Origin of the sequence: Yimella sp. cx-51 (assembly GCF_017654605.1) — a bacterium.
Classification (GTDB): domain Bacteria; phylum Actinomycetota; class Actinomycetes; order Actinomycetales; family Dermatophilaceae; genus Yimella.
The window spans coordinates 197,292-223,520 of the sequence record NZ_CP072113.1; the positions used below are offsets into that span (position 1 = coordinate 197,292).

General features: G+C 66.5%; 24 protein-coding genes, 1 tRNA gene and 1 riboswitch. Of the genes, 19 read left to right on the forward strand and 6 right to left on the reverse strand.

Translation table 11 applies throughout. The annotated features are described in order from the left end of the window. Nucleotides 1-11: 11 nt before the first annotated feature. The 5 genes from J5M86_RS00935 (at nucleotide 12) to J5M86_RS00955 (ending at nucleotide 6,000) form a co-directional block, all read left to right on the forward strand. Nucleotides 12-722, forward strand: coding sequence for a class I SAM-dependent methyltransferase (locus tag J5M86_RS00935; RefSeq protein WP_188059988.1), 711 nt, complete (start codon nucleotides 12-14; stop codon nucleotides 720-722). Next, a complete protein-coding gene (locus tag J5M86_RS00940; RefSeq protein WP_188059987.1) occupies nucleotides 719-2,689 on the forward strand; it encodes a cytochrome c oxidase assembly protein in 1,971 nt (656 codons plus the stop codon). The genes J5M86_RS00935 and J5M86_RS00940 overlap by 4 nt, the downstream gene beginning before the upstream one ends. Then, on the forward strand, nucleotides 2,686-3,480 hold the full coding sequence (locus tag J5M86_RS00945; RefSeq protein WP_188059986.1) for a carbon-nitrogen family hydrolase: 795 nt from the start codon (nucleotides 2,686-2,688) through the stop codon (nucleotides 3,478-3,480). Before J5M86_RS00940 ends, J5M86_RS00945 begins: the two co-directional genes overlap by 4 nt. A 48-nt stretch (nucleotides 3,481-3,528) precedes the next feature. Beyond that, a complete protein-coding gene (locus J5M86_RS00950; RefSeq protein WP_188059985.1) occupies nucleotides 3,529-4,077 on the forward strand; it encodes a hypothetical protein in 549 nt (182 codons plus the stop codon). A 123-nt stretch (nucleotides 4,078-4,200) separates the two neighbouring features. Then, nucleotides 4,201-6,000: an NHL domain-containing thioredoxin family protein gene (locus J5M86_RS00955; protein ID WP_188059984.1), complete on the forward strand. Its 1,800-nt coding sequence runs from the start codon at nucleotides 4,201-4,203 to the stop codon at nucleotides 5,998-6,000. Nucleotides 6,001-6,528: 528 nt separating this feature from the next. Here the strand turns inward: J5M86_RS00955 and J5M86_RS00960 are convergent. Then, nucleotides 6,529-8,391 (reverse strand): acyl-CoA dehydrogenase, encoded by a 1,863-nt coding sequence (locus tag J5M86_RS00960; protein WP_188059983.1) that lies wholly within the window; start codon nucleotides 8,389-8,391, stop codon nucleotides 6,529-6,531. 148 nt (nucleotides 8,392-8,539) lie between these two features. Here J5M86_RS00960 and cutA point away from each other — a divergent pair, with 148 nt between their 5' ends. From cutA to J5M86_RS00975, 3 genes are all read left to right on the forward strand, one after another. After that, nucleotides 8,540-8,863, forward strand: a complete 324-nt coding sequence (cutA, locus tag J5M86_RS00965; protein WP_188059982.1) for a divalent-cation tolerance protein CutA — start codon at nucleotides 8,540-8,542, stop codon at nucleotides 8,861-8,863. Next, nucleotides 8,856-9,281 carry a Fur family transcriptional regulator gene (locus J5M86_RS00970; protein ID WP_244328407.1) on the forward strand — a complete coding sequence of 142 codons (426 nt, stop codon included), beginning with the start codon at nucleotides 8,856-8,858 and terminating at the stop codon, nucleotides 9,279-9,281. The genes cutA and J5M86_RS00970 overlap by 8 nt, the downstream gene beginning before the upstream one ends. 180 nt (nucleotides 9,282-9,461) lie before the next feature. Continuing rightward, the gene (locus J5M86_RS00975) at nucleotides 9,462-9,995 is read left to right on the forward strand and encodes a YbhB/YbcL family Raf kinase inhibitor-like protein (protein ID WP_188059980.1); all 534 of its coding nucleotides are present in this window, start codon (nucleotides 9,462-9,464) and stop codon (nucleotides 9,993-9,995) included. Nucleotides 9,996-10,054: 59 nt separating this feature from the next. Here J5M86_RS00975 and J5M86_RS00980 read toward each other — a convergent pair whose 3' ends face one another. From J5M86_RS00980 to J5M86_RS00990, 3 genes are read right to left on the reverse strand one after another with little or no spacing between them, the layout of a single operon-like run. Continuing rightward, nucleotides 10,055-10,240: a hypothetical protein gene (locus tag J5M86_RS00980; protein WP_188059979.1), complete on the reverse strand. Its 186-nt coding sequence runs from the start codon at nucleotides 10,238-10,240 to the stop codon at nucleotides 10,055-10,057. Then, nucleotides 10,237-11,232, reverse strand: coding sequence for a ribonucleotide-diphosphate reductase subunit beta (locus J5M86_RS00985; RefSeq protein WP_188059978.1), 996 nt, complete (start codon nucleotides 11,230-11,232; stop codon nucleotides 10,237-10,239). The genes J5M86_RS00980 and J5M86_RS00985 overlap by 4 nt, the downstream gene beginning before the upstream one ends. Before the next feature lie 36 nt (nucleotides 11,233-11,268). Then, nucleotides 11,269-13,809, reverse strand: coding sequence for a ribonucleoside-diphosphate reductase subunit alpha (locus tag J5M86_RS00990; RefSeq protein ID WP_188059977.1), 2,541 nt, complete (start codon nucleotides 13,807-13,809; stop codon nucleotides 11,269-11,271). A 121-nt stretch (nucleotides 13,810-13,930) separates the two neighbouring features. Continuing rightward, nucleotides 13,931-14,131, reverse strand: a riboswitch (cobalamin riboswitch). A gap of 156 nt (nucleotides 14,132-14,287) precedes the next feature. Here J5M86_RS00990 and J5M86_RS00995 point away from each other — a divergent pair. The 4 genes from J5M86_RS00995 to J5M86_RS01010 all read left to right on the forward strand — a co-directional run bounded on the left by J5M86_RS00995 (nucleotide 14,288) and on the right by J5M86_RS01010 (nucleotide 17,830). Next, nucleotides 14,288-14,971, forward strand: a complete 684-nt coding sequence (locus tag J5M86_RS00995) for a Pr6Pr family membrane protein (RefSeq protein WP_188059976.1) — start codon at nucleotides 14,288-14,290, stop codon at nucleotides 14,969-14,971. A 27-nt stretch (nucleotides 14,972-14,998) separates the two neighbouring features. After that, nucleotides 14,999-16,309 carry an MFS transporter gene (locus tag J5M86_RS01000; protein WP_188059975.1) on the forward strand — a complete coding sequence of 437 codons (1,311 nt, stop codon included), beginning with the start codon at nucleotides 14,999-15,001 and terminating at the stop codon, nucleotides 16,307-16,309. Nucleotides 16,310-16,333: 24 nt separating this feature from the next. Beyond that, nucleotides 16,334-16,783, forward strand: coding sequence for a type II 3-dehydroquinate dehydratase (gene aroQ, locus J5M86_RS01005; protein ID WP_208965071.1), 450 nt, complete (start codon nucleotides 16,334-16,336; stop codon nucleotides 16,781-16,783). 105 nt (nucleotides 16,784-16,888) lie between these two features. Further along, complete coding sequence (locus J5M86_RS01010) at nucleotides 16,889-17,830, forward strand: hypothetical protein (RefSeq protein WP_208965072.1); 942 nt, start codon at nucleotides 16,889-16,891, stop codon at nucleotides 17,828-17,830. A gap of 58 nt (nucleotides 17,831-17,888) precedes the next feature. On the opposite strand, the gene J5M86_RS01015 is transcribed toward J5M86_RS01010, so the two are convergent. Next, the gene (locus tag J5M86_RS01015) at nucleotides 17,889-19,076 is read right to left on the reverse strand and encodes an acetate kinase (protein ID WP_188059909.1); all 1,188 of its coding nucleotides are present in this window, start codon (nucleotides 19,074-19,076) and stop codon (nucleotides 17,889-17,891) included. Further along, a complete protein-coding gene (pta, locus tag J5M86_RS01020; protein WP_188059908.1) occupies nucleotides 19,073-21,142 on the reverse strand; it encodes a phosphate acetyltransferase in 2,070 nt (689 codons plus the stop codon). Before pta ends, J5M86_RS01015 begins: the two co-directional genes overlap by 4 nt. Before the next feature lie 99 nt (nucleotides 21,143-21,241). On the opposite strand from pta, the gene J5M86_RS01025 reads away from it, so the two are divergent. The 7 genes from J5M86_RS01025 (at nucleotide 21,242) to J5M86_RS01055 (ending at nucleotide 26,229) form a co-directional block, all read left to right on the forward strand. Beyond that, a tRNA-Gly gene (locus tag J5M86_RS01025) sits at nucleotides 21,242-21,312 on the forward strand. 160 nt (nucleotides 21,313-21,472) lie between these two features. Beyond that, a complete protein-coding gene (gene dcd / locus J5M86_RS01030; RefSeq protein WP_188059907.1) occupies nucleotides 21,473-22,048 on the forward strand; it encodes a dCTP deaminase in 576 nt (191 codons plus the stop codon). Then, nucleotides 22,048-22,713 carry a dienelactone hydrolase family protein gene (locus tag J5M86_RS01035; RefSeq protein WP_188059906.1) on the forward strand — a complete coding sequence of 222 codons (666 nt, stop codon included), beginning with the start codon at nucleotides 22,048-22,050 and terminating at the stop codon, nucleotides 22,711-22,713. Before dcd ends, J5M86_RS01035 begins: the two co-directional genes overlap by 1 nt. Nucleotides 22,714-22,803: 90 nt before the next feature. Then, nucleotides 22,804-23,928 (forward strand): ABC transporter ATP-binding protein, encoded by a 1,125-nt coding sequence (locus tag J5M86_RS01040; RefSeq protein WP_188059905.1) that lies wholly within the window; start codon nucleotides 22,804-22,806, stop codon nucleotides 23,926-23,928. Then, nucleotides 23,925-24,566, forward strand: a complete 642-nt coding sequence (locus tag J5M86_RS01045) for an ABC transporter permease (RefSeq protein ID WP_188059904.1) — start codon at nucleotides 23,925-23,927, stop codon at nucleotides 24,564-24,566. Before J5M86_RS01040 ends, J5M86_RS01045 begins: the two co-directional genes overlap by 4 nt. After that, complete coding sequence (locus tag J5M86_RS01050) at nucleotides 24,563-25,300, forward strand: ABC transporter permease (protein ID WP_370587319.1); 738 nt, start codon at nucleotides 24,563-24,565, stop codon at nucleotides 25,298-25,300. Before J5M86_RS01045 ends, J5M86_RS01050 begins: the two co-directional genes overlap by 4 nt. Continuing rightward, a complete protein-coding gene (locus J5M86_RS01055) occupies nucleotides 25,297-26,229 on the forward strand; it encodes an ABC transporter substrate-binding protein (RefSeq protein WP_188059903.1) in 933 nt (310 codons plus the stop codon). Before J5M86_RS01050 ends, J5M86_RS01055 begins: the two co-directional genes overlap by 4 nt.

Here is a 26,229-nt window from a genome sequence, read left to right on the forward strand (position 1 = left end):
ACCCTTGCCAGGTGGGCAAGATCTCGAACGACCCGGACGCCGTCGCGGCTCAGTACGCCACCTCCGATCGCCTCAGCACGCGCGCATCGGTGTGGCAGGACACGCCGGACGGCCGCAACCCTCGCCGCGCGGCGCTCGCCGCTGTCGCGGCAGCCGACCCCGCGGCCTATCTTGAGATCGGCTGCGGCACAGGCGACTTCGCGCTCTCCGTGCAAGAAGCACTGCCGACCGCGCACGTGATCGCGACGGACGCCTCCCAGGCGATGGCCCTCGAAACCGCAGGCAAGGGAGTGCTGGCCCAAGTTGCGCGGGCTGACGACCTGCCGTTCGACGACGCCTCCTTCGATGTCGTCTACGCCGGCTGGATGCTCTACCACGTGCCCGATCTGGACGCCGCGATCGGCGAAGTGCGCCGTGTGCTGCGACCGGGCGGCACCTTCGTCGCGGCGACCAACGGCGCCGAGCACATGGCCGACCTGATGGGTGAGGCCGGTGGCGAACCGCTGATCACCCAGTTCAGTACGGAGAATGGTCAAGAGGTTTTGAGTCGGCAGTTCACCGTCATCGAGCAGGAAGACTTCGACACCCGCGCCCGGTTCGCCGATCACGCATCCGCGCAGGCTTACCTGAACACCTTCTCCGCGGAGCTCGCGGCACAGCTGCCGAGCTTCGAGGGAGAACGCGAATACCGCGGTAGCAGTTCGGTTTTCGTCGCCCGATGATCGACCGCCGCCTGCTCGCTCCGTGTGCGAACGTCCTCGCCGTCACCGTCACCACCCTCGCGGTCGTCTTCTCCGGCGCTGCCACACCGCTCGAACTCCTCGACCCCGGCCCAGCGGCCCGCTGGGGCCTGCCGATCACCCGCACCGTCCACGACCTCGCGGCGGCCCTGACCGTCGGAGCGTTGCTGGTCGGCGGTCTGCTCGTGCCCGAATCATCCACCTCCCAGCGGCGGCGGCGCACCGCGTCCATCGCTGCCTGGAGCGGGTTGGTCTGGGCGCTCGCGGGTGCCGTCCACGCCGTGCTCGCCTACGCCGCGGCCGCCGGAGTGCCGGTGGGCGCGCCCGGATTCTGGACGGGCGCATGGAAGTTCACCTGGGACCTCGAGGTCTTGCGAGCCCCCGCCATCACCGCAGTTGGTGCAGCGATCGTCAGCGCCTGGTGCTTCCTGGGTCCACGTCGGGACGGGCAGGCATGGGCCTTCTTCGGATCGCTGCTCGCGCTGTGGCCGCTGGCGCTGGCCGGGCACGCCGCCGGTAGCCCCGACCACGAGACCGCGGTCGATTCACTTGCCGTCCACCTCATCTCGGTCGCTATCTGGGTCGGCGGCCTTGCCACCATCTGCCTGCTGTGGACCTCGCTGGGCAAGGCAACCGCGGTCGTCCTCGAACGCTTCTCCAAGATTGCCGTCTGGTGCTACGTCGCGGTTGCCGGTTCGGGTGTGCTTGCTGCACTGCTGCGGCTGGGCAGCCCGGGCGACCTCTTCAGCAAGTACGGCACGCTGTTGCTCCTCAAGGCAGCCGTGCTCGTCGGCCTCGGCGTGCTGGGTGACAGGCAGCGTCGCAAGGTGCTCGCCGAGCTCGCGAAAGATCCCAAGGACGCACCCGCGAAGTCGCTGGCCGTGCGCCTGGCGTCCATCGAAGTGCTGCTCATGGCAGTCGCGATCGGGTTGGCCACCGCCTTGGCCCGCACCGCACCGCCGATCGTCGACGAGGAGTCGACCGACCCGGTGACGGCGTTGACGGGTTATCCGGCGCCGCCGCCGATCAGCGCCAGTGAGATCTTCTTCAGTTGGCGCACGCAGTGGCTGTTCACCACCGCTGCCCTCGTCGCGATCGGGGTCTACCTTGCCTGGGTGCGCCGTCTGTACCGGCGCGGCGACCGCTGGTCGATCGGGCGCACGATCTCCTGGTGCTCCGGCTGGTTGCTGTTCATCTTCATCGTCGACGGCGGCCCGGGGGTGTACGGCCGGGTGATGTTCTCCGCGCACATGGCCGAACACATGATGCTGGCGATGGTGATCCCGATCCTGCTGGTGCGCGGCGCCGGGGTGACTCTCGCGCTGCGGGCCCTACCCAAGCGCCAGGACAAGACGCTCGGCCCGCGCGAACTGCTGCTGGCATCCGTGCACTCCAAGGTCATGACGGTGGTGGCCAATCCGGCGATCATCGCGACGATCGTGCTCGGCACGCTGGTGATGTTCTACTTCACGCGGTGGTTCGAGTTCGCGCTCACCACGCACACCGGGCACCTGACGATGGTCATCCACTTCATGCTGTCGGGCTACCTGTTCGCGTGGGCGCTGGTCGGCATCGACCCCGGCCCGCGCAAGTGGCCCGCGCCGGTGCGCATGCTGGTGCTGCTGGTGACCGTCGCCTTCCACGCCTTCTTCGGCGTCGCGCTGATGACCGGCACGCAACTGCTCGGCGGCGAGTTCTTCAGCCGCATCCAACTCTCGTACGTGCCCGACCTGTTGATCGACCAGCAGCGCGCCGGCACGGTGGCCTGGGGTGTGGGTGAGGTGCCGGCCCTTGTCCTGACGATGCTCATCGCCTACGAGTGGTACCGCACCGACAATCGGGACGCCAAGCGTCACGAACGCCAGGCAGAGCGCGACGGAGACGCCGAACTCAACGCGTACAACAACTACCTGGCCGGGCTGCGCGGCGGCCGGAAGGAGCAGTCATGAAGATCGCCGTGATCCAACTCGCCTACGGCGATGACGAACCCCTGGACGAGCGCGCCGACCGGGTGATCGACCTGGTGCGCCGGCAGCGCGGCCACGACCTGGTGGTGCTGCCCGAACTCTGGTCGGCCGGCTGCTTCGACGACCACGCGTGGTCGGGAGCAGCACAGGACATCACCGGCGAGGTGTCGCGGCGGTTGGGCGAGGTGGCTGCCGAGATCGGGGCCTACCTGCACGGTGGCTCGATCGTCGAGCGTCCCGCCGATGGCTCGACCGGTCCGGAAGGCAAGGACCTCTGGAACACCTCGCTGCTCTTCGACCGCAGCGGCGCTCGCATCGCGACCTATCGCAAGATCCACCGCTTCGGTTTCGCCGGCGGCGAGCCGAAGTTGATGGAGGCCGGTGAAGATCTGGCCACCTGCGCCATCGACGGAGTGCCGACCGGTCTCACCACCTGTTACGACCTGCGCTTCCCCGAGCTCTACCGCCAGTACGTCGACCGCGGCGTCGAGTTGATGCTCGTGCCGGCGGCCTGGCCGATGGCGCGCGTCGAACACTGGCGGGTGCTCGCGCAGGCTCGCGCGATCGAGAACCAGATGTTCGTCGTCGCCTGCAACACCGCGGGCACGCACGCTGACACCGAGATGGGCGGACGCTCAGCGGTGATCGACCCGCTCGGCAAGGTGCTCGCCGAGGCCGGCACCGAAGAGCAGGTGCTGAGTGTGCAGATCGACCCCGCGCAGGTGGCGCAGGCGCGACGCGACTTCCCGGTGCTGGACGACCGCCGCTTGTGATCGTGCATCAGCGCCATCGCGCTGCGATGGGCCAGTAGCCTCGGGCCCATGACAACGCGCGTTCTGCGAACTCTCGGTGTGTTGCTCTTGGTGAGCGTCACAGCGTGTGGCCAGCAGAAGTCGGTCGAAGATCTCGCGAGCGAGGCGCCTGCGGACTCCAGCACGCTGGGCACGCCTCCGGCAAGACCGTCGTCCGCATCCGCTTCGGGAGCCATCCGGCCCGACGGTCGTTACGCCTCGGTCGACCAGCTGCGCACCGCGGTGGAACAGGCGGGCGTGAAGTGCACCTCGTGGACGCCCGCCTCGACCCCGCAGGTCACCGGAGCGCGTGACGAAGCGCAGTGCGGCTCCTCGCCCGGCGTACTGCTGGTGACCTTCGGCACCGACAACCTCGCCCCCAGCAAGGTGCTCATGGAGCTGCAGACCCGCGCGAAGGCGAATGTCAGGCAGCGCGGACAGGCCGTCGTGGTCGTGCGCGGCACCGAATGGGCAGCCTTGACGTCGCGAGCCAACGCCCAGCAGCTCAACGGCGGACTGGGCGGCGAGCTGTACGACGAGTTGGCGAGTGTCGAGGCGACCGAACCCCCGGCGAACTGAGCGCGCCCGCCGGCGTGCACAACTCGCGGATACCGCGAACACTGCACGCGGATCGACCCAGTCGCGAACACTGCTCGCGGACGCCGCGACTTCTGCTCGGTGTGCGCGCGCGAGAATGCCGGCATGACTTCGCAACGCGTCCGGGCACCCGAACTTCGTGGACGCCGCTGGCTCAACACCGGCGGCGAAGATCTCACGCTGCAGCAGTTGCGCGGCACGGTAGTGATCCTCGACTTCTGGACCTTCTGCTGCGTCAACTGCCTGCACGTGTTGGACGAGCTGCGGCCGCTGGAGCAGCAGTTCGCCGATGAGCTGGTGATCATCGGCGTCCACTCACCCAAGTTCGAACACGAGGGACGCCCCGAAGCCGTCGAAGCGGCGGTGGAGCGCTACGGCGTGCACCACCCGGTGCTGGACGACCCCGAACTCGTCACGTGGGACGCCTACACCGCCCGCGCATGGCCGACCCTGGTCGTCATCGACCCGGAGGGATACATCGCCGGTTCCATGTCGGGGGAGGGCCACGCGCACGGGTTGCAGGTGCTGGTCGGTGACCTGGTGGCCGAACACCGCGCGAAGGGGACGCTGCGGTCGTGCGATTCGCCGTACGTGCCGCCGTCGATCGAGTCGACACCGCTGCGTTTCCCGGGCAAGATCGCCCGCCTCGCCGACGGCAGTTTCGTGGTGAGCGACACCAGTCATCACCAAGTCGTGCACCTCGCGAGCGACCTGCAGACCGAGCTGGCCCGCTTCGGTGGCCCGGAGGAGTTCAACGAGCCGCAGGGCGTCTGCGTGTTGCCGCCCGATGCTGCTGCCCGACTTGGTTACGACCTGCTCGTCGCCGACACGGTCAACCACCGCATAGCCTCGATCCGCTTGCAGGACGGCCGGATTCGCACCGAAGCGGGCACCGGCGAACAGCTGCGGGAGCGGTCCGGTAGCGGCGCGGCCCTCAAGCAGCCGTTGTCGTCACCGTGGGACATCGTCTGGTGGCTCGACCGCGCGCTGATCGCCATGGCGGGCACTCATCAGCTGTGGGTGCTCCACCTGGCTCCCGAGCAGACCGACAACACGGTCGCCGTGCTCGCGGGCACCAGCGCCGAAGGTCTGCGCGACGGTGAGGCGGACGAGGCATGGCTCGCCCAACCGTCCGGACTTGCCGTCAGTGCAGACACCTCACGCGTGTGGATCGCCGACTCCGAGACCTCCGCGCTGCGCTCCCTCACCGTCAGCGACGACGGCTTCGCGCTCGAGACCCACATCGGCGAGGGCCTCTTCGACTTCGGCTTCGCCGACGGTGACCGCGAGATCGCCCGGATGCAGCATCCCCTCGGAGTAACCGAAGCTCCGGACGGTTCGGTGTTGGTCGCCGACACCTACAACGGCGCGATCCGCCGGTACAACCCCGAGCGCCGCGAACTGACGACGGTGCTGACCGGCCTGGCCGAGCCCAGCGATGTGCTCGCGGACGACGGCGCGGTCATCGTGGTCGAATCGGCGGCCCACCGGGTCGACCGACTGCCGCTGACCGGTCGCACGTCCGCCTCCGGGGAGCGTGGCGCCGTGCGGCGTGCAGCCACGCCGGTCGCAGCGGGCGCCGTGCAACTCCGCATCAACTTCGTGCCACCGGTCGGGCAAGAGCTGGACGACCGCTACGGCGACCCGACCTTCCTGATGGTCTCGGCCACTCCGTCCGCGCTGTTGCGTGAAGGCGCGGGCAACGCCGCGGGCCTGCAGCGCGACCTCGTCCTCGATGAGTCGGTCGGGGAGGGCATCCTGCACATCAGCGTCCGCGCGGCGGCCTGCGACGCAGGCCTCGCCGAACACGCGGCGTGCCACCTCTACCAGCAGGACTGGGGTATTCCGGTCGTCCTCACCGGCGATGGCCCCGAGACGATCACGCTCGACCTGCGCGGTGTCTGAGTGGGATTGTTTCGAGTTCAAGTAGTTACCAGAGTTGGATGTTATTTTTTATTCAAACGCCCGACTTTTCTTGCTTCGCAGTTTCGCGATTGTGGGCGGCGCGAACAGGGGCGATCGGATCACTGGGGCGGCAGGGGGACGCCCAGGATGTATCTGCCTGTGCCGCAACGCTTTTGGGTGTGATTGCGCTCTCCTGGAACGTAAGAACTCCGTTGGTCGAGCCGGGCTATCCAACGGCTCGAACAACGGAGTTCACTCACTGTAACGCACGCACTCGGAAAATGTTTCCTGCGACGAACTGATTTCTTCGCGAGTGTCCTGGCGCCTCGGATGGGCAAATTGGAAACCGCCGGAATCCAATTGTCCTGCAATGGGTGACGCCATCTTCGGGCCGGGCTGCAGATGGGGTGAACGACAAGACGAGGTGGTGGTGCACGGCGGTGAAGCCACCTCTCCAGGATGGCCGCAGGACGCATGTGCGAAGGCCGGACCGACGGGCCCGGCCTTCGCACAGCTGTCAGCGATCGATCAGAACGCTTCCTCCGGAAGCTCCATGAGCGAGAGGTCGGTGGCCTCCAGCATCGCGCGCTCCGCGGTCAGACGGGGCAAGACCTCAGCTGCGAAGAACTTCGCCGCCGCCACCTTGCCGGTGTAGAACGCCTCGTCCTTACCGGCGTCCCCGGCGTCCAGGCGTGCCTGAGCGACCTCGGCCTGACGCAGCAGCAGCCAGCCGATCACCAGGTCACCGGCAGCCAGCAGGAAGCGGGTGGTGTTGAGGCCGACCTTGTAGATCGACTTCGGGTCGCCGCCTTCGCTCATCGAGCCCAGCGCGGTCATTGCGAGGTTCTCGACCATGCCCTGGACGTCCTCGATCGCCTTGCCGAGCAGGTCGCGCGAGGAGCGCAACTTGTCGTCACCGGCGCCGCCCTTGGCGGTCTGCATCATCTGCTCTGCGAGGGCGCCGAGGGCCACGAACTGGTCTTTCAGGATCTTGCGGAACAGGAAGTCCTGGCCCTGGATCGCGGTCGTGCCCTCGTACAGGGTGTCGATCTTGGCGTCGCGGATGTACTGCTCGATCGGGTACTCCTGCAGGAAGCCCGAGCCACCGAAGGTCTGCAGCGACTCGGTGCCCAGCAGCACCCACGCCCGCTCCGAGCCGACGCCCTTGACGATCGGCAGCAGCAGGTCGTTCAGGCGCACCGCCATCTGTGCCGGGGAGCCGTCGGCCGGCTGCTCCGAGCCGGTGGCGAGGAACTCCTGGTCGACGGTGTCCTGCTGGCTGGCGGTGAAGAGCACCAGCGCGCGCAGACCCTCGGCGTACGCCTTCTGCAGCATCAGCGAGCGGCGGACATCCGGGTGGTGGGTGATCGTGACGCGCGGGGCGTCCTTCTGCGGGGTGGTCATGTCGGCGCCCTGCACACGCTGCTTGGCGTAGTCGAGCGCGTTGAGGTAACCGGTCGAGAGGGTGGCAATCGCCTTGGTGCCCACCAGCATTCGAGCGTGCTCGATGACGCGGAACATCTGCGCGATGCCGTCGTGCTCGTCGCCCAGCAAGGTGCCGATCGCGGGGGCGCCGTCGCCGAAGGTGAGCTCGCAGGTGGTCGAGACCTTCAGGCCCATCTTCTTCTCGACGTTGGTCGTGTAGACGCCGTTGCGCTCGCCGAGTTCGCCGGTCTCGAGGTCGACGTGGAACTTGGGGACGATGAACAGTGACAGGCCCTTGGTGCCGGGGCCGGCGCCCTCGGGGCGGGCCAGCACGAAGTGGATGACGTTGTCGGTCATATCCGACTCGCCGGAGGTGATGAAGCGCTTCACGCCGGTGAGGTGCCAGGTGCCGTCGGGCTGCTGCACAGCCTTGGCGCGACCCGCGCCGACGTCCGAACCGGCGTCCGGCTCGGTGAGCACCATCGTGCAGTGCCAGCCCTGCTCGACGATGTGCGCTGCGAGCTTCTTCTGCTCGTCGGTGCCGAGCAGGTAGAGCAGTTTGCCGAAGGCGTAGGACGCGGCGAACATCGCGATGGCCGGGTTGGCGCCGAGCACCATCTCGTTCATCGCCCACTTCAGGCTCGGCGGCGCCACGGTGCCACCCAGCTCCTCGTTGACGTCGACGCTCCAGAAGCCCGACTCCTGGTAGGTCTTGTAGCTCTTGGTGAACGACTCCGGCATCGTGACCGACTTGGTCTGCGGGTCGTAGACCGGCGGGTTGCGGTCGGAGTCGACGAAGGACGCCGCGAGGTCGGTCTCGGCCAGCCGGGCGACCTCCCGGATCATCTCGCGCGCGGTGTCGGCGTCGAGATCGGCGTACGGGCCGCTGCCCAGCACCTCTTCACGCCCGAGCACCTCGAAGAGGTTGAACTCGATGTCACGGACGTTGCTCTTGTAATGAGTCAACTCTGGCTCCTTCGTGGGCTGAGGCGCTCTCCCCGAGCACCCATTACCGGTCAGTAACTTTGATCATGCTACTTCCCAGTACGACTCGGTGTGAAGGTGCCGGGGGAATTGCTCGTGATCGACCGCGGCCGCCTGCCACGATGGGGGCATGGAGGTCGAGTTCGTTCAGGTGCACGTCACCGTGCCGTCCGCCGGCGTGGCCCGCGACATCGCCGATGTGCTGGTGGGTGAGCGGCTTGCCGCCTGCGTGCAGGTGATTGCCGACATCGCCTCGACCTACAGCTGGGGGCCGGAGATCGAGCGCTCGCAGGAGTCGCTCCTGCTTGCCAAGACCACGCTCGAGACGTTCGACGCGCTCGCCATCCGCGTGCGGCAGCTGCACCCGTACGAAGTGCCGCAGGTGACCGGCACCCCGATCCTGTCGGTGGATGCCGCATACGCCGAGTGGATGCGGTCGGTGCTGCGTGGCTGACGTGGAGATGGCGCTGGCCCTGCTGCGCAGCAAGGGTGAGCGGGTGACCAAGGCCCGCCGTGCCGTTCTTCGGGCGCTGGCGGAGCGTCCGCACCAGGACGCCGAGTCGGTGGCTGCGTTGGTGGCTTCGGCCGATCCTGGGGTGCACCGGGCCACCATCTACCGCAACCTGCAGTCGCTGGTCGATGCGGGGGTCGTCTCCCACACGCACGTGCCCGACGCCGCCACGATCTACCACCTCAGCGTGACCGGACACCGGCACACGCATCTGCAATGTGTGCGGTGTGGACGCATGGTCGACATCCCGCTGGAGTGGGTGTCACCGCTCGCCGATCGGGTGCGCGACGAACTCGGTTTCGAGTTGGACGCCGGTCATGCTGCGCTGCTCGGCACCTGTCGGGACTGCGCAGCGTCCTGAGCAGCCCCACCCTCACTACGAACAAACGCGGCCCTACTTCACAAACGCGCTGGTTGCACCTGCCGCGGGTGCGAGGAGGGGCCGCGTTTGCTGCTGGAACCGCCGCGTTTGCGTGCGCCAGTGCGCCCTAACTCGGCTTGTGACACCACTTCGGGACGCCGACAGGGTTGAGTAGCAGTCATGAGCTCACTTGATCGCATCCAGCCGCCGAACCCCTACGACCACCTGCCGCAGCTGCCCGGCATCGAGGTGACGAGCACCGACGTCACCGACGGCAAGCCGCTGAAGTCCGACCAGGTTGCCGCAGAAGGAAATTCGTCGCCCCAGCTGTCGTGGTCGGGCGCTCCGGAGGGCACGAAGTCGTACGTCATCACCTGCTTCGACCCGGACGCGCCCACGCCGTCCGGCTTCTGGCACTGGGTCTTGGTGGACGTCCCCGCTGAGGTCACGTCGCTGGACGCGGGTATCGGGGCCGCGGGCGGAGACCTGCCCGGCTCGTCGTTCATGTTGAAGAACGACGGCGGCTCGGCCGACTTCATGGGCGCTGCCCCGCCGGAGGGCGATGTCTTCCCGCACCGTTACTACTTCGCCGTGCACGCAGTGGGTGAGGAGTCGCTCGGGATCGACGCCGACACCTCGCCGGCGGTCTGCTCGTTCAACCTCGCCTTCAAGGCAATCGGCCGCGGGTTCGTCCACGGCACCTACCAGTACTGACCTCACACGCAGGTGCCCCTGGTCGCGATCGCGGCCAGGGGCGCCTGTTCGTGGCGGGCTCAGCTGCGCCAATACCTCTGGCGCGCGATGACATAGCCACCACCACTGGAGGCTCCGGCCAACAGGGCCGGCCCCGCACCCAACGGCCACGCCGAAGCAGTCGTCACGGCAGCCAACTGCATCGGGAATGCCAGCCAGCCGGGCCGGGGCAGACTCCTCGGACGCGTGATCGGCAGCACCGTCATGAGTGCGCCTTCGCGTCCACTTCGTAGGAGGTGTTGACCGCCTCGAAGAAGTTGACCAACTGCAGGGTGTCGTTGGCCGTGGCCATCCACTTGGCCGGGTTGCTCACCTTGTAGTGCGGTTCGAACCCCAGCTCCTCCAGACGCCGGTCGGCGAGGTACTTCACGTAGGTGTTGATGTACGTGGAGTTCAGGCCGAGGATGCCGTGCGGCAGCAGATCGTGGTTGTACGCCTCCTCCATCTCCACCGCGTCCAGGATCATCTGGCGGATCTCGTCGGCGAACTCCGGCGTCTGCAGATCGGGGTTCTCCTCCAGCACGGTGAGGATGAGATTGATGCCGAACTTCAGGTGCAGGCTCTCGTCCCGCACGATCCAGTCGATGAGCGAGCCGAAATTGCGCAGCAGGTTGCGCTGCCGGAAGCTCAGCGCCACCATGAAGCCGCTGTAGAACCAGATGCCTTCGAGGATCACGTTGTACGCCACCAGGTTCCGCACGAAATCGCGCTTGCCCTCGGTGGTGGTGATGTCGAGCGTCTTCTCGGTCATCCGCTGGATGTGCTTGACCTCGAAGGCCTCCTTGGCCGCCATCGAGGGCACCTCGACGTGCGCGTTGTACGCCTCTTCGCGATCGATCGGGAAGGTCTCGAGCACGTACTCGAAGGCCATGCAGTGGTTGGCCTCCTCCCACATCTGCTTGGCGAGGTAGAGATGTGCCTCGGGTGCGTTGAGGTAGGGGTAGACGCCGAAGGCCAGCGCCTTGTTGACCAGTAGTTCGTTGGGGTTGAAGTAGCTCATCAGGAAGGTGAGCGCATGACGTTCCTGGTCGGTCATCCGGGAGAAATCGGCGAGGTCTTCGCCGAGTTGGATTTCGTGCGGGAACCACGTGTTGGCCACCGCCTGGTTGTAGAGGTCGTAGGCCCACTGGTAGCGAACCGGCTTGAGCAGCAAGCCATCTGAGATTCCGGTGCCGAGCATCTGAGGCTGTCCAGTCATGAGTTGTGTCCTTGTTCAGGTGGAGAGGGGAGAGGTCTACTGGCAGGCTTCGCACTCGAGCAGTGCCTGCGGGTCGGTCGGGCACACCAGGGGTGCCTCGTCCAGTAGTTCGTCGAGCGCGAGCGCGTCGTCCGGCTCCAGGACGGCGGTGGCGGCGACAGCTGCCGGGGCCGCAACGAGCTGCGAATCCGGCTGTGCCGCAGCGCGTTTGCCGAAGCCGAAGCCACCGCGGGCGCGTCCGGAATCGGTCGACTTGTTGACCGCCACGGTCGACTGCTCGGCGGTGTGCCGGGGCTTCACGTGCAGGTAGTAGGTGGTCTTCAGACCCATGCGCCACGCGGTTTCGTAGAGATCGGCCATCTCGCCGACATCGCGCGAGGCGAGGTAGATGTTGCGGCTGATCGCCTGGTCGATCCACTTCTGCGCGCGAGCCGCGACATTGACATACGCCTCCGGCGGGAGCTGGAAGGAAGTCTCGTAGACACGGCGCAGGTCGTCCGGGATGTCGGCCACCTGAGAAAGGTCGCCCTGGGCGCGCAGCAAGTCTTCGCGCACCTTCTCCCACAGGCCCCGCTCCTCCAGCGCGAGCACGAGGTTGCGGTTGACCTCCAGGAACTTGCCGGACGAGGTGGCCCGGGAGAAGACCTGGCTGAACTGCGGGTCGAGCCCGGGCGTCGTCCCGGCCACCAGGCCGATGGACGCGGTGGGCGCGATCGCCATCAAGGTAGCGTTGCGCATGCCGCCGGCAACCTTGTGCCGCAACGCATCCCAGTCGAGGCGGGTGGTGCGGTCGACCTCGACGGGCACTCCGCGTCGACGCTCCATCTGCTCGATCGTGTCGATCGGCACAAGCCCTCGACTCCAGCCGGAGCCTGCGAAGTTGGGGTAGCTGCCGCGTTCGCGGGCGAGGTCGGCGGACGCATCGATCGCGTGCCAACTGATGAACTCGGTGAGTTGGTCGATCAGGTCGTAGGCCTCCTGCGAGGCGTACGACAGGCCGAGCCGTTCGACCACATCGGTGAAGCCCATGAGCCCAAGCCCGACGGCACGGTTCTGCTCGTTGGAGTGCTCCGACTCCGGCACGCTCGATCGGGTGACATCGATGAGGTTGTCGAGCTGACGCACTGCCGAACGGGTGCTCTGCGCGAGGCGATCCCAGTCCCATTCCCCGTTGTTCAGGTGTCGCGACAGGTTGATCGAAGCCAAGTTGCAGACCGACACGTTGTCGCGGTCCTGCGGCAGCGTGATCTCGGTGCACAGGTTGGAGAGGTGGATCGTGCCGGTGTTGTCGTTGAGTGCGCGCTGGTTGATGGAGTCCTTCCAGGTGAGCCACGGGTGGGACGTCGTCTGCAGCGAGATGAGCATCGACTTCCACTGCTCACGGGCTCGCACCCGTCGGAAATTGCGCAGTCGGCCGGCTTCGGCGTCCGCGACGTACTGCGCATAGCGGCGGCTGAACTCGTCCCCGACCAACTCGACCAGATCCGGGGTTTCGAGCGGGTCGAAGAGATACCAATTAGCATCTGCCGCAACGCGCTTCATGAACTCGTCGGAGATCCAGACGGCCGTGTTGGCGGTGCGGGTGCGCCGGTACGGGTCGCCCGCCTGCTGGCGCAGGTCGAGGAACTGCGGGAAGTCGAGGTGCCAGTTCTCCATGTAGAAGCACAGCGCCCCGAACTTCTTGCCGCCGCGCGACACGGCCCGCAGGATCGAGTCGATGGTGTGCATGAACGGGATCGGGCCGGTGGAGGCGGTGTTGTTGCTGCGGATCGGGCTGCCCTCGGAGCGCAGCTTGGTGACGCTGAGGCCGATGCCGCCGGTGCCCTTGGTCAGCCACATGACATCGCGCATCGACTTGGCGATGTGCTCGATGTCGTCGTCCATCTGCATCACGAAGCAGTTCGACAGTTGCGGGGTCATGGTGCCGGCGTTGACCAGCGTCGAGCCCGCGGCCAGGTAATCGAGGTCGGCCATCTTGCGGTAGAAGACGGTCGCGGCGGCGGTGGGGTCGTCCTCGCTGACCGACAACGCCATCGCCACGCGCATCCAGAAGTAGGCGGGCACCTCGATCGGGTGACCGTCGGATCCCATTGCCAAATAACGGTTTCGCATGGTCACGACGCCGATGTAGCGCAGCGCGTCGTCCTTGCTCGGGTCGAGCGCAGCGGCGAGCTCCTCCAGGCGGAAGCTCGTGCCCAGGCGGGGGTCGAACAACCCTGATTCGACGGCGTCCCGGATGTAGCCGGGGAAGCGCGCTTGGTGCAGCAGGGCGAGTTCGGTGTCGGTCTCGTAGTCGCCGAGCACCTGCTTGTAGATGGTCTTGCGCAGCAGGCGGGAGGCGACGACATCGAAGTCGGGGTGATCCTTGACGTTCTGCACCGCCACCTGGATCGCGGCCTCGTCCAATTGCTGGGTCGTGATTCCGTCGAAGAGCGTGATCTCCAGTTCGGACGCGATCTGCATGGTCATCGCCATGGCGTCCGGGAGTGCGTGCGCGGCTCGTTCGATCGCTGCATTGATGCGGTCGGCGTCGTACGGCTGGCTGGTGCCGTCGCGCTTGGTGACGTGAAGTGTCACGGGCTTGCTCCATCCCTCGTGGCAAAGGCCCGAAGCCGCGCAGGGAGCAAGGGGTCGCCGACGAAAGGGTGCTGCCGACTCGCCCGGAAGCCCTCCCACGAGGCTGCGGACCACCGTCCGCGGTCGCGAACGGTGCGCTGGCAGGTCTTCGGACTCGTGCTTGTGAACCTCTCGGTTCGCCTACTCCTCGTCGCTTCCCAGGCGTGCTGTTGCCCAGTGCTGTTGACGGGTTTCGTCGGCACTCACCGCTGCGGGGCAGTTCCGGTCTCACACCGGATTCCCTCTTGCCTCGACGACGCGCACCCGCGATTTCCACCGTTTGACGCGCCGGCGAACCAGCTGCGTGAGCCACCATATATGGGACGTGCGCGACTTGTCACCCACAACATGCAGTGGTGTTTGGCGGGAATGGGTGTGGTAATGCGGACGGTCGGTCGAAGCGGGGTCGGCGGGCTCGCCGACCACCTACGATCGCGGCATGGCTGATATCCGGGCGCGTCGCGCGCATCTGCTGACCGCTGTCGTCGCATGGGTCGGTGTGGTGCTGGTCGCGGTGCTCTCGGCGACCGGCTCGTTCGCCCCGCCCAAGGACATCGTCGGCCACTTGTTCGGGGTGCACCCGAGCGGTTTTGCCGGTGCGATGTCGAGGCTGGTCGACACGCTCAGCTATTTCACCGTGTGGTCGAACATCGTCGTGGCGATCGCGTTCACGCTGCTGGCGCGACGCCCGAACGCCAATTCGCTCGTGCAGCGGGTGCTGCTGCTGGATGCCCTGCTGATGATCACCATCACCACGGTCGTCTACTGGGCGCTGCTCGCGGCCAAGGACACCTGGTCGGGCTGGTCGGTGATCACCAGCCCGCTGCAACACCTGATGGTCGGGATGCTCGCGATCGGTTCGTGGGCGATCTACGGCCCGCGCGGATGGTTGCGCTTCAACCTCCTGCCGTACGCGTTGATCATCCCGATGGTGTGGATCGTGTGGACGCTTTCCCGAGGCATGGTGATCGACGCCTATCCCTACGACTTCACCGACGTCGCGACCCTCGGCTACGTGGGCGTGGCGATCCGTCTCGTCGTGATCCTCGCGATCGGAATGGCCATCGCGGCGCTCTACTGCGCCATCGACCGCCGTCGGGCGCGGTCAAATGATTCGCCGTAACCGGCGCGCAACTGGAACACTCCGCGGGTGAGTTCCGCCCCCGCCACCGGTCACACCGACCTGCGTTCGTTCTGGTCGCAGCTGCCGCGTGAGGGCAAATGGCTGCTCTCGACGACGGCGATCCAGTTGCTCGGTCGCGGACTCACCTTGCCGTTCACGATCATCTACCTGCACGAGGTCAAGGGCATCACCCTCGACCTGGCCGGCACGTTGATGGCGTGGATTGCGGTGGTCGGCGTGCTGGTCACCGGCCCGGGTGGCGCGATGATCGACCGCTTCGGCGCACGCCTGGTGTCGATCTGGGGATCGGCCTGCAACCTGGCTGGCCTGATGATGTTGGCCTTCGCCGACAGCCTCCCGATGTTCTTCGTGGCGATGTCGCTCATCGGCGTCGCGGGCATCACCTGGCCGTCTTTCAATTCGCTCATCGCCGCGATCGTGCAAGGGCCGGCACGGCAGACCTATTTCGGCATCAGTTTTGCGCTGGTCAACCTCGGCATCGGCCTCGGCGGAATCATCTCCGGCATCTACGTTGACGTTGACCGGCCGATGACGTTCACCACCATCTACGTGCTGGACGCCTTGGCGATGCTCATCCCGATCGGCCTGCTCATGGGCCCACTGCGGCATGTGCGCACCCAGGTGGAGCGCACCGAAGAAGTTGCAGCGCAAGGCGTTTCGTACCTGTCGATCATCCGCAAACCAGCGATGCGCTGGCTTCTGGTGCTCACCTTCCTGGCGACGTTCATCGGCTACGGGCAGATGGAGGCCGGGTTCACCGCGTTCGCCCGCGAGGTCGGGCAGGTGAGCACGCGGACGATCGGATGGGCCTTCGCGGTCAACACCGCAGTGATCGTCGGGGCCCAGATGCTGGTGCTCAAGCGGATCAGCGGCCACCGTCGCACCCGCGTCCTACTCATCATGGCGGTCGTCTGGGCACTGGCCTGGACGCTCCTGGGTTCGGCCGGGGTGATGCCGGCAACCGCCTACGCGACGGCGGCGGTGATGCTCTTCCACGCCTTCTTCGGGTTCGGCGAGACGCTCATGCAGCCCACCATCCCGGCGATCACCAACGACCTCGCACCCGACCACCTGCGCGGTCGCTACAACGCGATCTCCTCAGGGGCGTTCCAGGCGGGGGCGGTGGCTGGTCCGGTCGCCGCCGGCTTCTTGTTGCGGCACGAGTGGAACGTCCAGTTCATCGCGATCCTGGTGGTCGGCTGCGCGGCAATGGCGTGGAGTGCGCTGGCCCTGGAGCGGCGCATCAGCCCGCAGGTCAACGGCGTCACCAAGGACGACGCGGGCGTCGTCGGCGACGGCGCCATCCACTCGGTCTGATCGGTCTGCTCGTAAGCTTCGGCCATGACCGCGACGCTTCTGGTGCTCAACGGCCCGAACCTCAACCTGCTCGGTCACCGCGACCCGGCGCAGTACGGCAGCACCACCCTGGTCGACATCGAGAAGGCGGTGCGATCCCGCGCCGAGCAGCACGGGATGGACGTCGACTTCCGCCAGAGCAATTACGAAGGCGAACTGGTCTCCTGGATCCAGGAGGCGCGGACGTCCGCCGCCGGCGTCGTGATCAACCCGGCCGCCTACACCCATACGTCCGTGGCCATCCGCGACGCGCTGGAGATCCTCGACTGCCCCGTCGTCGAAGTGCACCTGTCGAACATCCACGCCCGCGAGGAGTTCCGGCACCACTCGTACGTCTCGGCCGTCGCGACCGGTGTCATCGCCGGACTCGGAGCCCACGGCTACCTGCTGGCCGTCGAGGCGATCGCTGCGCTCAAAGCCACCAAATCGGCGTGAGTTTGTGGGGTTCGTAACGCGCACGAACCCCACAAACTCACGCCGATTTGGTGGGCTGTGGAGAACTAGAACGCCCGCGGCACTGGTTCGCCACCATGTCGTGGCATGGCAACTCGTATCCCCGTCCCCTCAGAGCCCTTTGCTGTCGCAGACGCTCGCCGCGCCGGATTGAGTACCGATCGGTTGCGCGGACGCGACTTGGCCTCGCCGTTTCGAGGCATCCGAGCAGCAGCCGCTCCCACAACTGCGCTGGAAGCAGTACACGCGTACGCACCGCGACTGCTGGACGGGCATGTCTTCGGCGGCGCGTCCGCTGCTGCGGTCTGGGGTCTGCCCGTTCCGCACCGGATGACAGGTGCGGAGTCGGTGGTCGTCGTACTACGCAAGAGCCGCACGCGCACCATCGTGCGAGGCATCACCACGCGAGAGGTCAAGCCTGGACTGTTCGATGAGGTGCAGTTGGACGGTCTGCGCGTTACGGGGCCGCTACTCACGTGGTGCGTCCTTGCACGTGAGTGTTCCGTCGACGAATTGGTGCGGGTGGGGGACGCCATGGTGAGTACGAACACCGACTACGTGGGGAGGCACCCGTGGTTCGAGCCGGTTTCGATCACGCAGTTGAGGGATGCCGCAGTGAAGTGGAAGGGCTGTGTCGGCGTGGAGAAGTTGCGCGTGGCGGCGACGCTCGTTCGGGACGCTGTCGCTTCACCTCCGGAGACAGATCTGCGGTTGGTCCTCGACCATGCCGGCCTTCCCGAGCCGGAGGTCAACGTAGATCTGTGGCGTGAGGACGGCACTTTCCTCGCGCGTCCGGATCTGCTTTTTCGGGACGTCCGACTGATCTTCGAGTACGAAGGCGATGGGCATCGCACTGATCTGAAGCAGTTCCGACGCGACATCACTCGAACCGGCGAGTTGGAGTCGGAGAACTACACCGTCGTCAGAGTCACCGGCGACGACCTGTACCGCCAGACCAGCTCGTTCCGGGAACGCGCCCGTCGGTCGTACGAGCTCGCCGTGCGCCGTTCGGCACTGGAATCGGCGTGAGTTTGTGGGGTTTGCAACGTGCACAAACCCCACAAACTCACGCCGATTTTCAGGGCTCTCAGGTGACGTCAACGGCGTGACGGGCGATCTGCCATTCCTCGTTGGTGGGCACGACTAGCAGCTTGGTGCGGGCGTCCGGGGTGCTGATCTCGCGCGTCTGGGCTGAACGCTGCTCGTTGAGCGTCTCGTCGAGATTGGTGCCGAGCAGCGGTTCGAGCTTGGCGGCCAGGGCAGCCCGGACGGCGGAAGCGTTCTCGCCGACGCCGGCGGTGAAGATGATCGCATCGACCCCGCCGAGCTGAGCCGCGTACGCACCGACGTAGCTGACCAGGCGATGGATGTAGACGTCGAAAGCCAACTTCGCGGCGTCGTCACCGGCCTCGACGGCAGCCACGAGGTCGCGCATGTCGTTGGTGCCGGCCAGGCCGAGCAGGCCGGACTTCTTGTTGAGCAGGGTGTCGATCTCGTCGACCGATAGGCCGGCCACCCGGTGTAGGTGCAGCACGACGCCGGGGTCGATGTCGCCGGTGCGTGTGCCCATCACCAGCCCCTCTAACGGGGTCATGCCCATTGAAGTCTCGACGGGGCGTCCGGCGTCCACGGCCGATACCGAGGCGCCATTGCCGAGGTGCAGGACGATCAGCTTGGCATCCGGCTGGTCCAGGAATCCGGCTGCTGCCGCAGAGACGTATTCGTGGGAGGTGCCGTGGAAGCCGTACCGGCGGATCGCGTGCTTCTTCGCGATGGCGGTATCGAGAGCGTACGTGGCCGACGCAGCGGGCAACTCGGCGAAGAAGGCGGTGTCGAAGACTGCGACATGCGGGGTCTGGGGGAAGGCGTCCAGCGCAGCCCGAAGGCCTTGCAGCGCAGCCGGATTGTGTAGCGGGGCCAGCACGCTGACCCGCTCGACCTCGGCCAACACGTGGTCGTCGACAACGGTCGGACGCATGAAGCTGCGACCGCCGTGCACCACCCTGTGGCCCACGGCGCGCAAGGGGGTGTGTTCGAGATCGAGACCGGCTTCGGCGGCCAGTTGCCGCATCAGTTGGATCGCAGCCGCGTGGTCGGGCACGTCAGCTTCGCGGCGGATCTCCACCTCACCGGCTTCGTGCCGAATGTTGGCCCCCGGCATACCGATGCGTTCGACCAGCCCCTTGGCCAGTGCCTCGCCGTTTTCGGCGTCGAGGAGTTGGTACTTCAGCGAGGACGACCCGGCATTGATGACGAGGACGGGTGCTTCGGTCATGAGATCCCTTGTGCCTGAACCGCGGTGATCGCGATGGTGTTGATGATGTCCTCGACGGTCGCCCCACGGGAGAGGTCGTTGACCGCCTTGTTGAGGCCCTGCAGCACTGGTCCGATCGCCACTGCTCCGGCGGAGCGCTGCACTGCCTTGTAGGTGTTGTTGCCCGTATTGAGATCGGGGAAGATCAGCACGCTCGCCTGTCCGGCCACCGGCGAATCGGGCATCTTCGACTTGGCGACCGACGGCTCGACGGCCGCGTCGTACTGGATCGGGCCCTCCACCAGAAGTTCGGGTGCACGCTCGCGCACGAGGGCAGTGGCCTCGCGCACCTTGTCGACGTCGGCTCCTGCGCCGGAGGAACCCGTGGAGTACGACAGCATCGCCACCCGGGGCGCGATGTCGAACTGCTCGGCGGTGCGCGAGGAGGAGATCGCGATGTCGGCGAGTTCGGCCGCGGTGGGATCGGTGTTGATCGCGCAGTCGCCGTAGACGAGCACCTCGTCGGCCAGCAACATCAGGAAGACCGACGAGACGACTTTCACGCCGGGCTGGGTCTTGATGATCTCGAACGAAGGCCGGATCGTGTCGGCGGTGGTGTGTGCCGCGCCGGAGACCATCCCGTCGGCCAGGCCGAGGTGCACCATCATCGTGCCGAAATAGGAGACGTCGGTGACGATCTCGCGGGCCTGCTCCAGCGTCATGCCCTTGTGCTTGCGCAACTCGGTGTAGGTCTCGGCGAACTTCGCCACCAGTTCTGGGTCGGTGGGCGAAATGATCTGTGCCGCAGTCACATCCGCACCGACGGACGACGCGATCGCCTGGATCTCCTTGCCATCGCCGAGGATCGTCAGGTCGGCCACGCCACGACGCAGCACGTTGTCGGCGGCGAGCAGGATGCGCGGGTCGTGGCCCTCCGGCAGCACGATGCGCCGGCGATCGGCTCGGGCTCGTTCGAGAAGGCGGTGGCCGAACATCATCGGCGTCACGACGGGGGAGCCGCCGAGCTTGACCTTGTCGAGCAGCGCCGCGGTGTCAACATGTTCGGCGAAGGTGCGCAGCGAGGCCTGCACCTTGGTGCGCGCCTGCGGGCCGAGGCCGCCGCGCACCTGGCCGACCCGGTTGGCGGTGTCGAAGGTGTCGCGCTCGGTCACGATGATCGGCAGTTCGAGACGCGCGCCGTCGATAAGACGCACCACCGACTCCGGCGGCTGGTATCCACCGGTCAGGACGATCGAACTCAAGGCAGGGAAGGTGCCTGACTGATGTGCCAGGACGAGCCCGGGAAGGATGTCGTAGCGGTCTCCCGGCGCGATGACCGTGGCGTCGTCGACCAGCCGTTGCAGCACATTCGGCATCGACATCGCGGCCACGATGAATCCCCGCACCTCGCGACCCAACCACTCCTGGTTGCCGTGCACCAAGCTGCCGTCGCAGGCGTTCATGACGTCGGCAACTGTGGGTGAGCGCAGCAGCGGCACTTCGGGGACGACGCCGAGCAGGGGCAGGTCGGTGGCGGCCGTCACCGTCGTCCGGATTTCGTGGAGGATGTCGGGCTTGGCGCGGTTGACCACGAGCGCCACCGGGTGCGCGTGATGCCCGTTGAGTTCGGTGAGGGCGAGGGTCACCGCGGTGGTTACCTCGTTCGCGCTGCGCCCGAAGCCGGGCACGACCAGCACGACGGGGGAGCCGAGGTTGACCGCGACCTCGGCGTTGAAGGCTGCCTCGCGCCCGGTGGTGATGTCGGTGAAGTCGGAGCCGACGACGAGGACGAAGTCGTAGCGGTCGGCCATCGCGTGGAAGCGCTCGACGATGAGGCTGAGGGCGTCGTCCTCGTGGCCGTGCACCTGGTCGTAGGCGACCCCGATCGCGCTGTCGTAATCCTGGTCTGCCGCCGCGTGCTGGATCATCAGTTCGACGATCGGGTCTCGGCGCGACTTGCTCGCGGTGATCGGCCGGAAGACTCCGACCGAACCGGTTTCGGCGACCAACGACTGCAGGAGCCCGAGGGCGACGGTCGATTTACCGGACTGGCCTTCTGCGGACGTGACGTAGACGCTGCGGGTCATGGGCCAAACCTAGGCGACTGCGGCCACCGACAGGCGGGCAGCCGCGAGCACATGCGGGAGGGATCGCGAGCGAGGGTTAGAATCCTCAGTCGTAAGCCCGCGAGCGTAGTTCAATGGTAGAACATCAGCTTCCCAAGCTGAATACGCGAGTTCGATTCTCGTCGCTCGCTCCGAATGCGAATCCCACTGTGCGGCAGTGGGATTCGTTGTTTGATCAGCCACTGGTCGGGCCCCGCGAGGGACGAGTGAGGCGTCGAAACCTGCCGAGTTGCGACACCGCGTCGTGCGACATGTGGGTGTGGCTGCAGCCGATGTCGCTAGGTTGGGCCCGTGCTGCTTTCTGATCGCGACATCCTGGCCCAGATCGACGCCGGCCGCGTCGTCCTCGACCCGTGGGACGCGGGCATGATCCAGCCCTCGAGCATCGACATCCGCCTCGACAAGTTCTTCCGGTTGTTCGACAACCACAAGTACCCGTTCATCGACCCCAGCGAGGAACAGGACGAGCTGACCCGCCTGGTCGAGCACGACCCGAACGAGGCATTCATCCTGCACCCGGGGGAGTTCGTGCTTGGGTCGACCTACGAGACCGTGACGCTGCCTGACGACGTCGCCGCCCGCGTCGAGGGAAAGTCGAGCCTGGGACGGCTGGGCCTGCTCACGCACGCCACCGCCGGTTTCGTTGACCCTGGTTTCAGCGGGCACGTCACGCTCGAACTGTCGAATGTCGCCACCTTGCCGATCAAGCTGTGGCCGGGGATGAAGATCGGTCAGCTGTGCTTCTTCCAGCTCAGCTCGCCGGCCGAAAATCCTTATGGCAGTGAGAAGTACGGCTCGCACTACCAGGGCCAGCGCGGCCCGACCGCGAGCCGGTCGTACAAGAACTTCCAGCGCACGCAGGTGTAGTGCAGCGGGTCGAGGTCGGCCCGGGGAGCGGCCCGGCCCGCCCCAGGCTGGTCTTCCCCTCGGTCGCCGAGCCGAAGGCGATCGTGCTCATGCTGCACGGCGGCGATGTCGAGGGTGTCGAGCCCGTGGGCAGGTGGGATGTGGCTGCGTTCGCCGTGCGAGTGATGGCCGGCAACCTGCAGGAGCAACAACCGGATCTCGGTTTTGCTCGGTTGATCAATGCCGTCAGTGGTTGGAACGAGCGCATCATGTCGCCCGTTGCGGACGCCGAGTGGGCGCTGATGCGCTTGCGTCAGGTCTATCCAGGGCTGCCGATCGCAGTGGTCGGCCATTCCATGGGCGGCCGGGCTGTCTTCGAACTCGTTCGCAACCACGACTTCGGCGCTGCCGTCGGACTCGCGCCGTGGTTGGCAGACGGCTACGACGAGCGTCGATTCCGTGGGACGCCGCTGATGATCGTGCATGGACGGGCGGACACCGAGACCAGTCCAGACGCGTCCGCCGACCTGGTGCGTCGGGTGCGGGCCGACGGGGGCACGGCGATCTATCTCTCGGTGCTCGGATGGCACTCACTGCTACTGCGTCCATCGCGCTGGCAGTGCCAGGTGGGGGCTTTCCTGCAGCGTTATCTGGTCGACAGTCCGGCGATCCAACCCTGGAGCTGACCCCACCCGCAGGTGTGGCACTGCGCACATGTGTCGAAGTCGGCGTCGCGTAGGCGGCCGGTCGTCGGTGTCAGCGCGTACGTTGATCAAATGATCCGATTCGACGAGGTCGTGAAGTCTTATGGCGAGACCATCGCGGTCGATCACCTCAACCTTGAGTGCCCTACCGGCCAGATCACCTGTTTGGTGGGTCCTTCCGGCTGCGGCAAGACCACCACGCTGCGCATGATCAACCGGATGATCGAGCTCACCTCCGGCACGATCACGATCGATGACAAGAACATCGACGACATCTCGGCTCCGGAGTTGCGCCGCGGCATCGGCTACGTCATCCAGCACGGCGGACTCTTCCCGCACCAGACGGTGGTGGAGAACGTCGGCACCGTTCCCAAACTGCTCGGCTGGGACAAGAGGCGCATCGCCGAGCGCAGCCGCGAAGTGCTCGACCTCGTCGGACTGCCGGAGAAGTACCTCGACCGCTACCCGGCGCAGCTCTCTGGTGGGCAGCAGCAGCGGGTCGGCGTGGCCCGCGCGCTGGCTGCCGATCCGCCGGTCATGCTGATGGACGAACCCTTCAGCGCCGTCGACCCGATGGTGCGCGACCAGTTGCAGGACGAGTTCCTGAAGATCCAGGACGAACTCGGCAAGACGATCGTCTTCGTCACCCACGACATCGATGAGGCGATGAAGCTCGGCAACCAGGTGGCCGTGATGCGGGTCGGTGGTCACCTCGCGCAGGTGGCGACGCCCGAATACCTGCTGGCCCACCCGATCGACGACTTCGTGGCAGGGTTCGTGGGTCGCGATCGCGGCTACCGGGCGTTGTCGTTCCAGGAGTCGCCGAAGTTCCCGCTGGCCAAGGAGCCCACCGTTGAGCTCGGCGCCGGCGTCGACGAAGTGCGCAGCGCCACCAGCGACCGGTGGCTGCTGGTGCTGGACGAGGGACGTCCGGCAGGTTGGGTGGAGCCCAAGCGGGTGGAGGCGCCCATCGAGTCGTCCATGCTGCATCGCGGTGGCACCGTCGCGAAGTTGCGTGGGCCGCTGCGTGCCAGCCTGGACGCCGCGCTCTCCTCACCCAGTCGGCGCGGAGTGATCGTCGATGACGACGGCCTTCTGCTCGGCACGGTGCGCGCGCCCGATGTGCTGCGCGCGATCGAAAGCACCGACCGGGTCGAGGTCGACCCCGAAGATGTTGCACCAGAAGGCGATTCGTGAACTTCGTCCAGGACAATTGGTCCGACATCCTCCAGCGGGCGTGGCAGCACACGCTCCTCGCGGGGTTGCCGTTGATCTTCGGCCTGGTGCTCGCGTTGCCGCTGGGGTGGCTCGCGGTCAGCCGTCCGCGCTGGCGCAATGTGATGGTGGCCGGATCGGGGCTGCTCTACACGATCCCGTCGCTGGCGCTCTTCATCATCATGCCGCTCTTCCTCGGCACCGGCATCCTCTCGCCCTGGAATGTCATCGCCGCGATGACGGTCTACACCCTCGCGCTCCTGGTGCGCACTGTCGCTGACGGGCTGGACGCCGTGCCGAGCAGCGTCACCGCCTCGGCCACCGCCATGGGCATGAAGCCGCTGCAGCGGCTGCTGAAGGTGCAGCTTCCGCTGGCGGTGCCGGTGATCGCGTCCGGTCTGCGCGTGGCAGCCGTGAGCAATGTCAGCATCGTGAGCGTCGCCTCGCTGATCGGTGTCTCGCAGCTGGGCTACTACCTGACGCACGGCCGGCAGCTCGACTACTCCACCGAGATCTGGGTGGGCATCGTTGCGTGTCTGGTGCTGGCGTTGATCTTCGACCTGGTGATCCAGATGGTCGCCCGAATGCTCACGCCGTGGCGCAAGGTGGTGACCAAGTGATTCCGCAGAAGGTCTGGCAGTGGTTCACCGACGGCGCCACCTGGGCAGGTGAGACCGGCATCCTCAACCGGCTGCAGGAGCACGTCGTCTACAGCCTCATTACCGTGCTCATCGCTGCCGCCATCGGCATTCCGCTCGGCACGTGGATCGCGCACACCGGACGGATGAAGTGGCTCATCGCGGCCGCCAACGCCGCCCGCGCCATCCCCTCACTCGGTCTGCTCTTCGTCGCCGCGGCGTGGGCTGCGCCCCGACTGTCGGGTGACCTCGCGTTCACCGCGCCGTCCATCTTCGTGTTGGTGCTGCTGGCGATTCCACCGATCCTGGCCGGTGCACACGCCGGGGTGAGCGAGGTCGACCCCGCGGCCCGGGACGCAGCAAAGGGCATGGGAATGACCGGCGGCCAGGTGTTCTCCCGGGTCGAACTGCCCAACGCGCTGCCGCTGATCTTCTCCGGCGTCCGCAGCGCGACGCTGCAGGTGATCGCCACGGCGACGATCGCCGCGTCGGTGGGCCTGGGCGGGCTCGGCCGCTACCTCATCGACGGCCTCGCGCAGCAGCAGTACGAGGTGATGGTCGGCGGTTCGTTGCTGGTGGCCGCACTCGCACTACTCATCGATCTGATCTTCGCGCTCGTGCAACGCCGGGTCGTCTCGCCGGGTCTCACCGGTCGCACCCGACGTTCGGCGCGTACCCAACGCAAGGTTCTGCAAGCCACAGGGAGTGCCCGATGAAACACACCGTTGCGCGACGCACCGCCGTGGTGGCAGCGCTGGCGATGACGTTGGCCGGTTGCGGCCTGTCCAACGATCCGCTGCAGCAGGGTGGCGACGGCGGAGCCTGCTCCACCGACAAGCCCAAGGAAGGTGCGATCAAGATCGGCTCGGCCAACTTCCCGGAGTCCGGCTTGCTCGCCGAGATCTACGCCGGCGCCCTGCGCGCCAAGGGCATCAAGGTGAGTACCACCGACCCTATTGGCGCCCGGGAGGCCTACCTCAAGGCGATTCAGGACGGCTCGGTGCAGATCGTGCCCGAGTACACCGGCTCGTTGCTCAACTACCTCGACAAGACGGCGACGGTGAAACAACCGGACGAGGTCTACGCGGCGCTGCTGACCACGCTGCCCTGTTCGCAATTGGCGCTGCGCCCGTCCGTGGCCGAAGACTCCAACGCGCTCGTGGTCACCAAAGCGACCGCGGACAAGTGGAAGCTGAAGACGATCTCCGACCTGGCCAAGCAGGCCCAGAACGTGACGATCGCCGCGCCGTCGGAGTTCCAGGGGCGCGCCCAGGGGCTGCCCGGGCTGAAGAAGACCTACAACTTCACGCCCAAGTCGTTCCGTGCGCTCGACTCCACTCCAGCCATCGTCGACGCGTTGAAGAACGGTCAGGCACAAGCGGCCAACATCTTCTCCACCGACCCGGCGATCACCGTCAACAAGTTCGTCACCCTCAAGGACGACAAGTTCTTGTTCGGCTCCGACCAGGTGGTGCCGCTGGTGGCGCGATCGGCTGCCACCCCCAAGGTGCAAGTGACGCTCAACGCGGTCTCGGCCAAGCTCACCACCCCGAAGTTGGCCGAGATGCTCAAGGAAGTGGTGGTCGACAAGAAGGACGCGAAGTCTGTTGCGTCAACCTTCCTGCGCAGCGAGGGCTTGGCCTGA